A 15169-nucleotide genomic window follows, 5' to 3' on the forward strand; every position below is an offset into this window, starting at 1 on the left:
TCTATAGGCCCCATCCCACCCCGCGTCAGTCAGGGATTGCGGACTACTCCGGGCGAACGCGCTTCTTGCGGAACGACGGGTTCAGCACCTGCTTGCGCAGGCGGATGGACTTGGGCGTCACCTCGACCAGCTCGTCGTCGTCGATATAGGCGATGGCCTGCTCCAGCGACATCTGGCGCGGCGGGGTCAGGCGAACGGCCTCGTCCTTGCCGGCGGCGCGGACGTTGGTCAGCTGCTTGCCCTTGATCGGGTTGACGTCCAGGTCGTCCCAGCGCGCGTTCTCGCCGATGATCATGCCCTGATAGGTCTTTTCCCCCGCGCCGACGAACATGACTCCGCGATCTTCCAGATTCCACAGGGCGAAGGCGGCGGTTTCACCGTCGGAGTTCGAGATCAGAACGCCCTTCAGACGGCCGGCGATGGCGCCCTTGTGCGGCTCATAGTGGCTGAACACGCGGTTCAGCACGCCCGAACCGCGCGTGTCGGTTAGGAACTCGCCCTGGTAGCCGATCAGGGCGCGCGACGGCGCCTTCAAGCTGATGCGGGTCTTGCCGGCGCCAGACGGGCCCATGTCGGCCAGCTCGGCCTTGCGGGCCGACAGTTTTTCGATGACCACGCCGGTGAACTCGTCGTCCACGTCGATCATGACGTCTTCGATGGGCTCCAGCTTCTCGCCGTTCTCGCCTTCCTTGAACACCACGCGCGGACGCGAGATCGAAACCTCGAAGCCTTCGCGGCGCATGTTCTCGATCAGAACGCCCAGCTGCAGTTCGCCGCGGCCGGCGACCTCATAGGCGTCGCCGCCTTCGGTGGTGGTCACGCGGATGGCGACGTTGGCCTCGGCCTCCTTCAGCAGGCGGTCGCGGATGACCCGCGACTGGACCTTGTCGCCTTCGCGGCCGGCCAGAGGGCTGTCGTTGACCGAGACGGTCATGGAGATGGTCGGCGGATCGATCGGCTGGGCGTCCAGCGGCTCGGTCACTTCCATGGCGCACAGGGTGTCGGCCACGGTCGCCTTGGACATGCCGGCTATGGCGACGATATCGCCCGCTTCCGAACCCTCATCCAGCGGCTGGCGCTTCAGGCCACGGAAGGCCAGCACCTTGGTGATGCGGCCGCGTTCGATCTCCTTGCCTTCACGGTCCAGGGCGTGGATCGCCATGCCGGGAACGGCCTTGCCGCTTTCGATCCGGCCGGTCAGCAGGCGGCCCAGGAAGGGATCGCTTTCGATCAGCACGTCCAGCATGCGGAACGGCTTGTCCTTGTTGGCCTGAACGGCGGGCGGCGGGACGTGATCGACGATCAGGTCGAACAGCGGCGCCAGATTGTCGTTGGGCTGGTTCAGGTCCAGCGTCGCCCAGCCGTTGCGGCCCGAGGCGTAGATGTGCGGGAAGTCCAGCTGCTCGTCCGTCGCGCCGATGGCGGCGAACAGGTCAAAGGTCTCGTTGTGGACGCGGTCCGGATCGGCGTGGGCGCGGTCGACCTTGTTGATGCACAGGATCGGGCGCAGGCCCATCTTCAGCGCCTTGGTCAGCACGAACTTGGTCTGGGGCATGACGCCCTCTTCGGCGTCGACCAGGATGACGCAGCCATCCACCATGCCCAGGATACGCTCGACCTCGCCGCCGAAGTCGGCGTGGCCGGGGGTATCGATGATGTTGATGCGGGTTTCACCCGCCTTGCCGTTCCAGAGCACCGACGTGCACTTGGCCAGAATGGTGATGCCGCGCTCTTTTTCCTGGTCGTTGGAGTCCATCGCGCGCTCGGTCTGCGCCTCGTTGGCTCGGAAGACGCCGGATTGGGCGAGCAGTTGGTCCACCAGGGTCGTCTTGCCGTGGTCGACGTGGGCGATGATGGCGACGTTGCGCAGGTTCATTTGAGTATCGCGAAAAGGCGCGGCCGGCATACGGGCGGCCGCTGGTCATGAAAAGGCATGCGGGAGGCGCGCGCCTCTTACAGGCATGTGGACAGAAAGACCAGAGCGGGCGTTCGCCGCACTGATCGCCGCCTTACCGATATTTCATCCCCGACGCCGCATCCGACGCCGCTGACGGACGCCTCTTTCCCCCGACGGGCCTGACACAGGCCCATTTCGAAGGGGAAATGACGATGGGTTTGATGATTGCAGCGGCGCTTGCCGCCGCCTTGGGCGCGGGCCAGGCGCCGGACATGCATGTAAACGCCGAGGGGTTGAACATGGCTCGACCCGGCGAGGCGATGATCTTGGCCGGCCGCATTCGCGCCGCCAGCCATGACTGGTGCGCGCTCCATCGCGCCGTCCTGACGCCTGACAGTCTTGGCGACGCCAGCGTCTGCGAGCGTGAAATGAGACGCCGGGCCTATGTCGCCCTGCCCTGCCCTCAGCGCATCCATTTCGTGCGCGCGGGCGGCCAGACCGCGCTCAATCGGCGCTAGAGCGGTCGCAGCATATAGCGGGCGTCGGCGCCGTAGCTGGCCAGTTTGGCCGCCATGGCTTCGGCGGGCTGCTCGACGAAACCGTGTCGAGACCAGAAGCCGACGGCGTCATTGACCGCGACCAGGGCGACGGCGGGCCACCCGTCTTCCGTCGCCTGTTCGGCCAGCCGCTCGACGATGGCGCCGGTCACGCCCCCGCCCCGCGCCTCGGGGTGCAGAGCCAGATCGTGCAGATAGATCAAATCCGGCTCGGCCGGCAGGCCTTCGATCTCCGTGTTCAGCGGCGGCGCGCTCTCGGCCTTCCACGGATAGGCGATCAGATAGCCCCGCGCGGCGCCCTCGCTCTCCGCCAGCACGAAACAGCCGCGCGGATAAAGCGCCAGCCGGTTTTGGAAACAGGCGCGATCCTCGAAATGGTCGGGAAACGACAGCCGCGCCACCTCCACCACCGCATCGATGTCCGTCGGCCGCATGGACCGCCATTGCCGAGTCATCAGTTCACCTTTGCCGGATCGACGGGGGCAGCCGGCAGGGCCGAGACGGGCACCCCGTCGTCCTTCAGTTTCCTGACCTCGGCGGGCGTGGCCTCGCCATAGATTTCGCGCTTCTCGGATCGGCCCTCGTGGATGTCGCGCGCCTCGCGGGCGAAGGCGTCGCCGACATAGTCGAAGTTGGCCTCGACATGGGCGCGAACCTCGCGGGCGGCGGCCATCATCATCGTCTGCATCTTGGCGGCGACGTCAGAGGCGGGATCGGCCTTGCGGGCGCCGCTGACGGCCGGGGCCATGATCGCCTTTTCGACCGCGTGCGAACCGCAGAATGGGCATTCCACCAGCCCCCGCGCCGCCTGATCGTCATAGTCGGTCGAGGAGCCGAACCAGGCTTCGAAGGCGTGGGCCTGGTCGCATTTCAGGGCGTAGCGGATCATGGGGCGTTAAACAGCGGGCAGGAAATCGCGATCGTGGGTCAGGCTGGGCACGGCGGCGCGCGCCCTGGCCACGGCCTCCATGTCCAGTTTCGCACGCACGATGCAAGGTTCGTCGTGATCCGCCTTGGCGATGATCTCGCCCCACGGGCCAACGACGGTGGATCGCCCCCAGGTGCGGCGACCGTCCTCGTGCAGTCCGCCCTGCGCCGGAGCCAGGACGAAGGCCCCCGTCTCGATGGCGCGGGCGCGCAACAGGGTTTCCCAATGGGCCTCGCCCGTCGGAGCGGTGAAGGCGGCCGGCACGGCGATCATCGAGGCCCCCGCCTTGGCCAGCTGGCGATGCAGATGGGGAAAGCGGATGTCGTAGCAGATGGTCAGGCCCAGCCGGCCCCAGGGCGTATCCGCGACCACAGCCCCGTCGCCCGGCCGCACCGTCGCGCTTTCGCGATAGGTTTCGCCATTGGGCAGGTTCACGTCGAAAACATGCAGCTTGTCGTATCGGGCCACGATCCCGCCCGACCCATCGATCAGCAGCGACCGATTGGAGGCGCGGCCATCTCCCGCCTGGCCAGACCGGACGATGGCCGAACCGATCAGCAGCCAGACGCCCAGTTCCGCCGCCAGACGACGAAGACCCAGAACGGCGACGTCCTCGTCCTCGGTCGTAATCGCCGCATCGCGCCGGTCTCGGCGTTGCTCCAGGACATTGGTCCCCTCGGGCGTCAGGATGAACTTCGCTCCGCCCGACGCCGCCTCGCGGATCAGGGGTTCGACATGGGCCAGCGCCGCTCGCGCCGTCGCCGGCGTGCACGTCTGAATCAGGGCGATGTCGAGCCCGCTGCTCATGGATCAGGCGGCAAGAAGTCCGTCCAGCTTGCCGTCGCGATCCAGCGCGTGGATGTCGTCGGAACCGCCGACGTGCTGGCCGTCGATGAAGATCTGCGGGAAAGTCATGCGGCCGCCCGACTTCTCGACCATCTCGGCCTTCTTGTCGGGATCGTTGGAGGCGACGATCTCGGTATAGTCCACGCCCTTTTTCTTCAGCAGCGACATGGCGCTGAAGCAGTAGGGGCAGCCAGGCTTGGTATAGATGACGACGTCGGCCAAGTTCAGATCTCCAGTATAAAATCCAGCGCCCTCACGCAGCGAGCCGTCGCGCGGCGAGCGATAGGGCGCTCTTCACATAGTCAGTTCACGGGCTTTTCGCACCCGCGCGATGACGGCGAGATCCACGGCGCGCGCTCCGGCGTCGATCAGGGCGCGCGCGCAGGCCTCTCCGGTCGCACCCGTGGTCAACACATCGTCGATCAGAAGGATGCGTCGCCCCCGGATCCGACGCCGGCCCGCCTCGGTCACGGCGAAGGCCTGCTTGACGTTCAGCCGCCGCCCGCGCTGGCTCTTGCCGCCCTGGCTGGTCGTGTGGGTCGTGCGGACCAGGGCGTCGGGCAAATAGTCGCGGCCGGCGTGCCGGGCCAGCGGCCGGGCGATTTCGGCGGCCTGATTAAAGCGCCGCGACAACAGGCGAAGCCGATGCAGCGGCACGGGCAGGATCACGTCCGCGTCTTCGACCAGATCGGCGGCGGCGCGTCCGATCCAGCGCGCGAACAGGGGCGCGAACTGTTGCTGATCGCCGTGCTTGAACCTCAGGATCAGACCGCGCGACGCCTCGTCATACAGGCAGGCCGCGCGCGCCCTCTCGAACACATAGGGCTTGGCGATGCAGGCGGCGCAGCGATCCTCGGCGAAGGCGCCGCCGTCAAAGTCGAATGCCGCCCCGCAGCCGTCGCAGACCGGCGCTTCCAGAAATTTGATCCGGCTCCAGGCGTCGGGCGTCAGGCCGGCCGCAGCCGTCGCCTCTCGGCTGTCATGCGCCATCGGCGGCAGGATCAGGTCGGCCAGTCCCCGCCCCGCTCCGCGCAAGTGACGGCCCGCCCCTTCCCAGGCGCGTCGCCAACCCCCATCCTGTGCGTCCATGACCGCCCCCCAATCCCCTTCCGAAGGTCCCCCGCGCATCTTCGACGCCGTTCGACGTCAGGCGCGGCTGGCGCGGTCCGCCGCCCGGTTCCCCCAAGCCGACTTCCTGCACGCCCGCGCCGCCGCCAACGCCGCCGAGAGCCTGGAAGCCATACTGCGCGATTTTCCCGTTGCGGTCGATCTGTCCGCCCATCCAGGCGTGTTCGACGCGGCGGTCCGGTCCAGCGACGCCGCCGGACGCGTCGGTCCCATCCAGACGCCCGTCTCCCTGGCCCAGCGCGCAGCGCCGGGCGCGGACGCGCTGCCGCTGGCCGACGCCTCAACCGATCTGATCGTCTCCCTTTTGACCCTTCACTGGGCCAATGATCTGCCGGGCGCCCTGGCCCAAATCCGGCGCGCGTTGAAACCGGACGGCCTGTTCATCGGCACGCTGTTCGGCGCGGGCACGCTGAAAGAGCTACGCGCCGTCCTGACCGAGGTCGAGCTGGAAGAGCGCGGCGGCGCCCAGGCGCGGGTTTCGCCCTTCGCTGACGGCTATGACGGCGCGGCCCTCTTGCAGCGCGCCGGGTTCGCCCTGCCGGTATCGGACGTGGATCGGTTCACCGTCCGTTACGCCGACCTGTTCGCCTTGATCCGCGACCTGCGCGCAATGGGCGAGACCAATGTGCTGCACGGACCCGTTCGGCCGCTAAGCCGCCGCATCGTGGCGCGCGCCGCCGCCCTCTATGCCGAGCGCTACGGTCTCGACGACGGCCGCATACCGGCGACGTTCGAGATCATCCATCTGGCCGGCTGGAAACCCCACGACAGCCAGCAGAAGCCCCTGCCGCGCGGCTCGGCCAAGACGCGGCTGGCCGATGCGCTGGGCGTCAAGGAAATGACGGGCGAAGAGCCGGACTAGCTTATCGCGGCCTGTATGGCGGCGCTCAGCTTGTTCACCGTCGCGGCCAGGCCGCCGTTCTGGCTGTTCGCTAAGGCGCTGATCGAGGTCACAATCGCCAGGAAGATCAGGGCGCAGAGCAGACCATATTCGATAGCCGTGGCCCCGCTCTCATTGCGCAGGAACCGGCCGATAAGACGTCGCATGGCCGGCCTCCCTGGTCGGCGGTGGTCAGAGCAGGTCGCGCAACCAGGCGACCAGAGGTTCGTCCGCCGGCGGCATGGGATAGTCCGAAAGTTTGCTCGGCTTCACCCAGGCCAGGCCGTCGTGTTCACGCGCCGTGACCACGCCGTCCCACCGTCGGCACAGATACAATGGCATCAACAGGTGAAACGAATCGTAAGCGTGACTGGCGAAAACGAACGGCGACAGACAGTTTTCGCTGACGTCGATGCCCAGCTCTTCCTTCAGTTCGCGGATCAGGGCCTGCTCCGGCCGCTCTCCGGGCTCGACCTTGCCGCCCGGAAACTCCCATAGACCGGCCAGCTTCTTGCCCTCGGGACGCTTGGCGATCAGAACCCGCCCATCCACGTCAATCAGAGCGACGGCGACGACCAGGACGGTGGGAAGGGGCGAAGCGGTCACGAGCGATAGTCGCCGTTGATCTCGATGTAGCCCTTGGTCAGATCGCAGGTCCACACGGTCGCCGACGCCCGGCCCGAACCCACGTCGACAGTGATGTCGATCTCGGGGTTCTTCATATAGGCGGTCATCTTGGCCTCGTCGTAGGTCGGGGACGGGGCGCCGTCGACGGCGGCCTGGTGCGGGCCGAACTTGATGGCCAGGCGGTCGCGATCGACCGGTTCCTCGGTCTTGCCCACCGCCATGACGACCCGGCCCCAGTTGGCGTCCTGACCGGCGATGGCGGTCTTGACCAGAGGGCTGTCGGCGATGGACTTGGCCAGCTTGCGGGCCGAGGCGGGCGAGGCGGCGCCGTCCACCGTCACCTTGACGAACTTGGTCGCGCCTTCGCCGTCGCGCACCAGCTGGTGCGCCAGGTCCAGCATCACCTTGTCCAGGGCGGCCGAGAAGCTCTTCAGCCGGCGATCCCCGACCCGCCCGATGCGCGGCGCGCCCGAGGTTCCGGTGGCGAACAGCAGGGCCGTGTCGTTGGTCGAGGTATCGCCATCCACCGTCACGCTGTTGAAGGTGGTGCGCACGTGCAGGCCCAGCAGCGCCTGCAGCACGTTCGGATGGATGTTCGCATCGGTGACGATGAAGGCCAGCATGGTCGCCATGTCCGGCGCGATCATCCCCGATCCCTTGGCGATGCCGGCGATCCGGACCTTGTAACCCTCGATCTCGGCCTCGGCGTAAGAGCCCTTGGGGAAGGTGTCGGTGGTCATGATGCCGCGACCGGCCCGGGCCCAGGCGTCCGCCTCCAGTCCGTTCTCGATCTCGGGCAGTTTGGCGACGATCTTCTTGTCGTCCAGCACCACGCCGATCACGCCGGTCGAGGCCAGCATGACGTCGCGCTGACGACAGCCGAACCGTTTGGCGACCTCCGAGGCCGTGCGCCGCGCGGCGTCCGCGCCGGCCTTGCCTGTGAAGGCGTTGGCGCATCCGGCGTTGATCACCAGGGCGCGCACATCCTTGCCGCCCTCGGCCCCGGCCAGATGCTTCTTGCACCAGTCCACGGGCGCCGAGCCGATCTTGTGGCGGGTGAAGACCCCGGCGCAGCTGGTCCCGCGCGCGAACCGGAACACCACCAGGTCGTCGCGCTCGTGTTTGTAGAAGCCGGCGCGGGCGGTCGCGATCTCGACCCCGCCGATCGGCGGGATGGTCGGGAACGGCACGGCTAAGGGCGAGATGGCCAGACCCGGCTTGCCGGCGGCGGCCGGCGCAGGCGCGGCAGCCGGGGCAGCATCCGATCCCGGCGTGCGGGTGGCGCGCTTCAGCGCCGTTGCGAATGGGTCCAGCGCCTTTTCGAACGCATGCTCGATCTTCTGGCCGGTCGTGGAGGGAGGTTTGGTCATGTCAGGCGCCCGGACGAGCGGAAGGAGCAGGCGATGCGGGCGGCGTCTGGGCGGGCAGGCGGACATCCACCTTGGCCTTGCCGCGCAGTTGTTCCAGCAATTGTCGCACGCCCTCATAGGTCAGATAGCGCACGATCTGCGGTCGGGCCTGTTCCAGCGTCGGCGGGTTTTCCTTGCGCCGGTCTTCAACCCTCAGAACGGCCCAGCCGCCCTCGGTCTGGAAGGGCCCGACGGTCGCACCGGCCGGCTTGTCGCGCAGGGCGTCGGCATAGGCTTGGGGCATCACGTCCAGCGTCGAGTAGCCCAAATCACCGCCGGAAAACCGCGTCGCCTCGTCGATCGACCGCTCCGCCGCCACCGCCTCGAAGCCGGCGCCCTGGCCCAGAATGCCGATCACGGCGTCCGCCTCGGGCTTGGTGCGCGACAGGATCAGCCGCACGCGGATCTCTTCCGAGGTCTTCGCCAGCCGCAGCTGCTCATTATACAGGGTCTGCACCGCCTGGTCCGAGACGGCCTTGTTGACCACGCTCTCGACCAGCATGTCGCCCAGGATGCGTTCGCGCGTCGCTTCCAGACGCCGCTGCGCCAGGGGCGAGGAGTCCAGCCGCCGCCGCTGCGCCTCTCCGGCCAGCAGCTTTTGGTCGATCACCTCGTCCAGCACCCGGCGGAAGAGATCCGACGTCGTGTCCAGCGTCTCGTCCTCGCCGATCAAACCTTGGGCAACCGCCTCGCGCTTCACGTCCGAGGCCCAGATGGTCTCGTCCTGGACCGTGGCTACAGCCTGGTCCCCCTGTTCGGGCGGCCGGTTGTCGCCGCCGCGCGAACAGGCGGCGGTCGAAAGCGTCGCCGTCAGCAAGGCCGCCGTCAGGATGCGTGAAGATCGCCGGAATGGGTTCAAGGGGGCGCTCCGTCGAAGGCGGCCGAAAGCCCCTCGCGTTGACAGGGGTTAGGCCGGTGCTTAAGTCCCGCCTGCGCCCAAGTCGAGGGGTTTTGATCGTCTGCGCGGCCCTTCGCGCGCGCCTGATGCGGCGCTCCGGGGCTGCGGTCGGTCAGGGCCTCTCTCACGGCGTCCGTATCGCCGCCCCTCACGGGATTTCAGAGCCGCTCAGCTCGCAGACGCTCGACCGCTTACCGGATCCAATATGCTCGGCTTCGCCAAGAAACTTTTCGGCTCTTCCAACGACCGCAAGGTCAAGGCCTTCCAGGACCACGCCCAGCGCATCAATGCGCTGGAGCCCAAGTTCGCCGCCCTGTCCGACGACGAACTGCGGATGATGACCGACGCCTTCCGCGATCGGCTGGCGAACGGCGAGACCCTGGACAAGATCCTGCCCGAAGCCTTTGCGGTCGTGCGCGAAGCCTCCAAGCGCGTGCTGGGCCAGCGTCAGTACGACGTTCAGCTGGCCGGCGGCATGATCCTGCATGAAGGCGGCATCGCCGAAATGCGGACCGGCGAAGGCAAGACCCTGGTCGCCGTGGCGCCGGTCTATCTGAACGCTCTGCCCGGCAAGGGCGTGCACGTCATCACCGTCAACGACTACCTGGCCCGCCGCGACGCCGAGACGATGGGCAAGGTCTATCGCTTCCTCGGTCTTGAGGTCGGCGTCATCGTCAACGGCCTCAGCCAGGGCCAGCGCCAGCAGGCCTACAACGCCGACGTCACCTACGGCACCAACAACGAGTTCGGCTTCGACTATCTGCGCGACAACCTGGTCTATGACCGGCGCGAGATGGTGCAGCGTCCGCACAACTTCGCCATCGTCGACGAGGTCGACTCCATCCTGATCGACGAGGCGCGCACGCCTCTGATCATCTCGGGCCCGACCGAGGACCGCTCGGATCTCTACAAAATCCTCGACGGCCTGATCAAAGACCTGATCAAGGACAAGGACACCTTCGAGCTCGACGAGAAGCAGAAGCAGGTCCTGCTGACCGAACTGGGCTCCGAGCGTCTGGAACAGGCTCTGGAACAGGGCGGCCATTTCGCTGAGGACACCACCGGCCTTTACGACGCCGCCAACATCAGCCTGGTGCACCACTCGAACCAGGCCCTGCGCGCCAACACCCTGTATCAGCGCGACAAGGACTATATCATCAAGGGCGGCGAGATCGTCCTGATCGACGAGTTCACCGGCCGCATGATGACCGGCCGCCGCCTGTCCGAAGGTCTGCACCAGGCCATCGAGGCCAAGGAGGACGTCAAAATCCAGCCCGAGAACCAGACCCTGGCCTCGGTGACGATCCAGAACTACTTCCGCCTGTACGAAAAGCTGTCGGGCATGACCGGCACGGCTGCGACCGAGGCCCAGGAATTCGGCGACATCTACAAGATGGACGTGCTGGAGGTGCCCACGAACCGGCCGATCCAGCGCAAGGACTATGACGACGAGGTCTATCGGACCCATGCCGAGAAGAACCAGGCCATCGCGCGCCAGATCGCCGAATGCCACCTGGCCGGTCAGCCCATCCTGGTCGGCACCGTGTCGATCGAGCGTTCCGAACAGCTTTCGGACCTGCTGAACCGCTTCGAATACAAGGTCGAGACCTCGCGCACGCTGAAGCCGGAATACGCCGGCAAGGCCAAGGAAGCCGAGAAGATCGGCGACGCCGCCTATGACATCACCTACGAGACCAAGCTGCGCGGCATTCCGCACAGTGTTCTGAACGCGCGTCAGCACGAACAGGAGGCCTATATCGTCGCCGACGCCGGCCTGCCGGGCGTGGTGACCATCGCCACCAACATGGCCGGCCGCGGCACCGATATTCAGCTCGGGGGCAACCTCGAGATGAAGATGCAGAAATGGCTGCTGGAACAGCGCAATATGGCCGTCGAGGTCACGCCGGAAATGGAAGCGGCCAAGGAGTCCGAGTTCAAGGCCGAGATCGCCGTCCAGAAAGAAAAGGCTCTGGCCGCCGGCGGCCTGTTCGTTCTGGGCACCGAGCGCCACGAAAGCCGCCGCATCGATAACCAGCTGCGCGGCCGCACCGGCCGTCAGGGCGACCCCGGCACCTCGAAATTCTATCTGTCCTGCGAGGACGACCTGCTGCGCATCTTCGCCGGCGACCGCCTCGATTCGATCATGAAGACCTTCGGCGTGGCGGAGGGCGAGGCCATCACCCACCCCTGGCTGAACCGCGCCATCGAGACCGCCCAGAAGCGCGTCGAGACCCGCAACTACGACATCCGCAAGAACCTGCTGAAATACGACGACGTCGTGAACGACCAGCGCAAGGCCGTGTTCGAACAGCGTCAGGAGTTCATGGACTCCGAGGATCTCTCGGAGCTTGTCGGCGACTTCCGCCGCGACGTCGTGTCCGACCTGGTCGAACGCTACATGCCGCCCAAGGCCTATGCCGAACAGTGGGACATCGACGGCCTGGACGAGAAGGTCCGCTCGACCCTGGGCCTTGAGCTGCCGCTGCACGATTGGGCCGCCGAGGAAGGCGTGTCGAACGAGGAGATCGAGGAGCGCCTGCTGGCCGCCGCCGATGCGCGCGCCGCCGAACGTCTGGAGATGATCGGGGCCGAACAGACGCGCGGTCTGGAAAAGCAGTTCATGCTGCAGATGATCGACATGCAGTGGCGCGAGCATCTGGTCCATCTGGACCATCTGCGCGGCGTCATCGGCCTGCGCGGCTATGGCCAGCGCGACCCGCTGAACGAGTACAAGACCGAGGCCTTCTCGCTGTTCGAGAACCTGCTCTACGACCTGCGCCACAACGTGACCCGCTGGCTGATGACGGTCGAGTTCCGCTTCCAGGCCCCGCCCGAACTGCCCGAGTTCCAGGAAATCCACCTGAACCCCGGCACCGGCGAGAACGAGATGGCTGATCCGTCGGCCCAGAACCCCGAGGGCACGCTGATCGGCGACGACCGGTCCAAACTGCCGATCGAGGCCCTGCCGCCCGGCTGGGAAATGACCGGCCGCAACTCCCCCTGCCCCTGCGGCTCGGGCCGCAAGTTCAAACACTGCCATGGGGCGCTGGTCTAAACCGCGCCGCTTGCCTCGAGGCGGTCTCTGAACGATCCTGATCGAAAGGAGACCGCGATGGGCAGGCACGAACGGATATCGACGGATCTGCCGGCCTTTATGGTCGGCGAACTGCGCGCAGCGGTGGACGCTGGAGAGTTCGCTTCGACCGACGAGGCGGTGCGAGAGGCCCTGATGCACTGGCTTCTCGGCCGGTCCACAACGCCGAAGACCATGGATGAGCTTCGCCATCGCCTGCAGACGGAGCGGGACGGTCCTGGAAACGACGCCGATGCGGTGTTCGACCGGCTCGAAGCCAAATACAGCGCCCTTGTCGCGGCGGATAAGCCCAAGGGATGAGGGTCGTCTTCTCGCGCGGCTGCGAGAACGATCTCGAACAGATCGCCGATCACATCGCCAAGGACAACCCGCGCCGCGCCCTGAGTTTCGTGCGCGAACTTCGCCTCGCCGCCCGCGCCTTGGCGCTGGACCCCGAAAGCCGTCCCAAGGCGACCTTCGATCCGCGTATCCGCCGCTCCGTCTATGGCGCCTATAATCTCTACTACGCCGTTCTTCCGGGCGAACTCCGCTTCCTGGCCATCATTCATGGTTCGCGGGCGGATGACGCCGTTCTGTTCGATTTGGTCAAGCGATGAGCTACAAGTCCCTCTTCTCCCGCGCCCTGTCAGCCGCGCCCGGTCGGCTGCATTTCGCCGCGCATAGCCATCACCTGTGGCCCGACGCCAGTTTCGAGGCGCAGCAACAGACCTGGCTCGACGCCAATCTGCATGCCGATCACAAGTGGGACCTCGTCTTCGGTCAGGTGATCCCCGAGGCCCAGGCCCATGTCGCGGCCGAGCTGGGACTGCCCTCGCCCGACAGCATCGTCTTTTCGTCCAACACCCACGACTTCCTGCTGCGCCTGTTTTCGGGCGTGGAGACCAGGCCGGTCCGCATTCTGGCGACCGACGGCGAATTCCACTCCTTCCGCCGTCAGGCCGAACGGTGGGAAGAGGTCGGGGCGGCGGTGGTCACGCGCGTTCCGCTGGCGCCGTTCGACACCTTCTCTGATCGCTTCGTCGCCGAGGCGTCCAGGGGCGGTTACGACTGGATCGTGGTCAGCCAGGTCTTCTTCCGCACCGGGGGCCTGTTCGACGGCATCGAGCAGCTCGCCGCCCTGGGGAGACCCGAAGGGCCCTGGGTGCTGATCGACGGCTATCACGGCTTCATGGCGACCCCGACCGACCTGTCGGCGGTGGCCGACCGGGTCTTCTATGTTTCCGGCGGCTACAAATACGCCATGTCGGGCGAGGGCGTCTGCTTCCTGCACGCCCCGCCCGGCTTCTGCCCGCGTCCCGTCGTCACCGGCTGGTTCGCGGAGTTCGGCGACCTGTCGGGGCCTCCAGGCGGCGTTCTGTATCGCAGCGACGGCGGTCGATTCTGGGGCGCCACCTTCGACTGCACGCCGCTGTATCGCTTCAACGCCGTGCGCCGGATGCTGGATCAGCAGGGGCTGGACACCGCCGCCATCGCCGCCCATGCGCGCGATCTGGCGACCAGGTTCCAGCAGGCCGTTCAGGCCGGACAGGCCGGGGTGTTGTCGCATGCCGAAATCCTCAATCCGGTCGAGGGCGACGCGCCGCGCGCCCGTTTCCTGGCCCTGCGTCATACCGACGCCCAAGCCTGGTGCGCCGGTCTGCGGGCGGCGAACATCGTCACCGATGTGCGCGACGACGTGATCCGCTTCGGCTTCGGCCTGTATCAGGACGCCGAGGACGTCGATCGCCTGATCGCGGCCTGCCGATCCCTCTGATCAGTAGAAGGTCGTGTCGTCCTGCTTGCTCGGCGCTGGGGCCGTGCGCGGGGGCGTCGTCGGACGGTTCGATGCCGGCGGGGCCGCCGGGCGGGCTTGAGGCGACTGCGGCGTCGGCGTGGTCCCTCCCGCCGGCGCATTCACCGGAGGGATCGCCGGCAAATCCGGATAGGGCATGGCCGAAGGGCGGGCGTCCTGCGCCGGCGCCGCGTCATCGGGCGCGATCGTTCCCGCGTCGGGCTGGCCCAACCGGTCGGGCGCGCCGACATCATCGCGGATGAAGGCCCAGGCCTGCCGGTCCGAGCAACCGCAGGCCTTCAGAAAGCCCTGCTTGTCGCGCCACAGGATCAGTGGATAGCTGATGTCGACGCCGGACTCCTTGAGCAACTCGCTCAGCCGCTCGTTGAAGCGACGTCCGGCCTCCACCACGGCGGTGCGCGCCAGATTGCCGTCCGCCTGCGGCACGCCGGCGGCGGTCCAGCTGTTGGCCGGCGTCGCCATCCAGCGTTGATAAAGCGGCCAGTCCCGCGTCAGCCACAGCTCCGCGACCGTCGCCCGCTCCGCCGCTGTCGATTGCGCCACGCCTTCCAGATCGGGGCGGGCGAACAGGATGTAGCGCGTCTCGATCCCCGCCGCCTTCAGCTTGGGCGCTTCGTCGCGCGCGTAACGTAGGGCCGAGGCGCTGTCGCGATAGGTGACTATATACAGGGCCTGCCCCCCGCTGCCGTCTGACACCCAGGACGCCTCGTCCAGCAGTTGCTGCACTTCGGCCTGATTGCGGCTGATCGTGACCGGCTGGAACCGCGAATAGAAGTTCCAATAGGCCCAGTATCCGGCGCCGGCGAGCAGCAGGCCGACCACGGCCGCCACGATCGAACCCATCAAAAAGCGACGCATGTAATCGGGTGCTCCAGCTTCACCGTTGACCCTTCCTAACGCATAGCATCGAAATCCGTTGTCTTCCGAATCCGCCGGCCGCTTCATCGCCGCTCGGAGGCACCAAAATGTCGCGAAAGATTCCGCCCGATCCGCTCTTGAACGGCGCAGGGGGCTTCCCATTTCCGATTTCGACGCTGCGGGACACTCCCCCTCCGAACCGCAGCGAAGCGAAGCCGGCGCCCTCCCCTCCCCTCCAGGCGCTGCTCGCGCAGG

Annotated in this window: 17 protein-coding genes; 6 read left to right on the forward strand and 11 right to left on the reverse strand. The window is 66.9% G+C overall.

What is annotated here, in order from left to right; genetic code table 11:
• Positions 1-43: 43 nt before the first annotated feature.
• Positions 44-1876: a translational GTPase TypA gene (typA, locus tag DT343_RS11910; RefSeq protein ID WP_112863062.1), complete on the reverse strand. Its 1833-nt coding sequence runs from the start codon at positions 1874-1876 to the stop codon at positions 44-46.
• Between the two features lie 233 nt (positions 1877-2109).
• Between typA and DT343_RS11915 the strand changes: the two genes are divergently transcribed.
• Positions 2110-2415: a UrcA family protein gene (locus tag DT343_RS11915; protein WP_181669187.1), complete on the forward strand. Its 306-nt coding sequence runs from the start codon at positions 2110-2112 to the stop codon at positions 2413-2415.
• Here the strand turns inward: DT343_RS11915 and DT343_RS11920 are convergent.
• From DT343_RS11920 to DT343_RS11940, 5 genes are all read right to left on the reverse strand, one after another.
• A complete protein-coding gene (locus tag DT343_RS11920) occupies positions 2412-2909 on the reverse strand; it encodes a GNAT family N-acetyltransferase (protein ID WP_112863064.1) in 498 nt (165 codons plus the stop codon). The genes DT343_RS11915 and DT343_RS11920 overlap by 4 nt on opposite strands.
• On the reverse strand, positions 2909-3343 hold the full coding sequence (locus tag DT343_RS11925; protein ID WP_112863065.1) for a DUF1178 family protein: 435 nt from the start codon (positions 3341-3343) through the stop codon (positions 2909-2911). The genes DT343_RS11920 and DT343_RS11925 overlap by 1 nt, the downstream gene beginning before the upstream one ends.
• Before the next feature lie 6 nt (positions 3344-3349).
• On the reverse strand, positions 3350-4189 hold the full coding sequence (locus DT343_RS11930; protein ID WP_112863066.1) for a carbon-nitrogen hydrolase family protein: 840 nt from the start codon (positions 4187-4189) through the stop codon (positions 3350-3352).
• 3 nt (positions 4190-4192) lie between these two features.
• A complete protein-coding gene (grxC, locus tag DT343_RS11935; RefSeq protein ID WP_055755096.1) occupies positions 4193-4450 on the reverse strand; it encodes a glutaredoxin 3 in 258 nt (85 codons plus the stop codon).
• 72 nt (positions 4451-4522) lie between these two features.
• Positions 4523-5317 carry a ComF family protein gene (locus DT343_RS11940; protein ID WP_112863067.1) on the reverse strand — a complete coding sequence of 265 codons (795 nt, stop codon included), beginning with the start codon at positions 5315-5317 and terminating at the stop codon, positions 4523-4525.
• Here DT343_RS11940 and DT343_RS11945 point away from each other — a divergent pair.
• On the forward strand, positions 5316-6218 hold the full coding sequence (locus tag DT343_RS11945; RefSeq protein WP_112863068.1) for a methyltransferase domain-containing protein: 903 nt from the start codon (positions 5316-5318) through the stop codon (positions 6216-6218). The genes DT343_RS11940 and DT343_RS11945 overlap by 2 nt on opposite strands.
• Here the strand turns inward: DT343_RS11945 and DT343_RS11950 are convergent.
• Genes DT343_RS11950 through DT343_RS11965 form a run of 4 tightly spaced genes read right to left on the reverse strand, consistent with a single transcriptional unit; the run spans position 6215 to position 9131 of the window.
• Positions 6215-6403 carry a Flp family type IVb pilin gene (locus tag DT343_RS11950; protein WP_039246696.1) on the reverse strand — a complete coding sequence of 63 codons (189 nt, stop codon included), beginning with the start codon at positions 6401-6403 and terminating at the stop codon, positions 6215-6217. The genes DT343_RS11945 and DT343_RS11950 overlap by 4 nt on opposite strands.
• Before the next feature lie 25 nt (positions 6404-6428).
• Positions 6429-6842, reverse strand: coding sequence for a (deoxy)nucleoside triphosphate pyrophosphohydrolase (locus DT343_RS11955; RefSeq protein ID WP_112863069.1), 414 nt, complete (start codon positions 6840-6842; stop codon positions 6429-6431).
• A complete protein-coding gene (argJ, locus tag DT343_RS11960; RefSeq protein WP_112863070.1) occupies positions 6839-8233 on the reverse strand; it encodes a bifunctional glutamate N-acetyltransferase/amino-acid acetyltransferase ArgJ in 1395 nt (464 codons plus the stop codon). The genes DT343_RS11955 and argJ overlap by 4 nt, the downstream gene beginning before the upstream one ends.
• Before the next feature lies 1 nt (position 8234).
• Positions 8235-9131, reverse strand: coding sequence for a peptidylprolyl isomerase (locus DT343_RS11965; RefSeq protein ID WP_439897227.1), 897 nt, complete (start codon positions 9129-9131; stop codon positions 8235-8237).
• 244 nt (positions 9132-9375) lie between these two features.
• Between DT343_RS11965 and secA the strand changes: the two genes are divergently transcribed.
• The 4 genes from secA to DT343_RS11985 are packed head-to-tail and all read left to right on the forward strand — an operon-like array spanning position 9376 to position 14017.
• Complete coding sequence (gene secA / locus DT343_RS11970; protein WP_112863071.1) at positions 9376-12225, forward strand: preprotein translocase subunit SecA; 2850 nt, start codon at positions 9376-9378, stop codon at positions 12223-12225.
• 57 nt (positions 12226-12282) lie between these two features.
• Positions 12283-12564 (forward strand): ribbon-helix-helix domain-containing protein, encoded by a 282-nt coding sequence (locus tag DT343_RS11975; RefSeq protein ID WP_112863072.1) that lies wholly within the window; start codon positions 12283-12285, stop codon positions 12562-12564.
• Complete coding sequence (locus DT343_RS11980) at positions 12561-12860, forward strand: type II toxin-antitoxin system RelE/ParE family toxin (RefSeq protein WP_112863073.1); 300 nt, start codon at positions 12561-12563, stop codon at positions 12858-12860. The genes DT343_RS11975 and DT343_RS11980 overlap by 4 nt, the downstream gene beginning before the upstream one ends.
• Positions 12857-14017 carry an aminotransferase class V-fold PLP-dependent enzyme gene (locus DT343_RS11985; protein WP_112863074.1) on the forward strand — a complete coding sequence of 387 codons (1161 nt, stop codon included), beginning with the start codon at positions 12857-12859 and terminating at the stop codon, positions 14015-14017. Before DT343_RS11980 ends, DT343_RS11985 begins: the two co-directional genes overlap by 4 nt.
• Here the strand turns inward: DT343_RS11985 and DT343_RS11990 are convergent, their stop codons facing one another.
• A complete protein-coding gene (locus DT343_RS11990) occupies positions 14018-14914 on the reverse strand; it encodes a hypothetical protein (RefSeq protein WP_112863075.1) in 897 nt (298 codons plus the stop codon).
• Positions 14915-15169 lie beyond the last annotated feature (255 nt).

Source organism: Brevundimonas vesicularis (assembly GCF_900445985.1).
In the GTDB taxonomy this organism is placed as follows: domain Bacteria; phylum Pseudomonadota; class Alphaproteobacteria; order Caulobacterales; family Caulobacteraceae; genus Brevundimonas; species Brevundimonas vesicularis_D.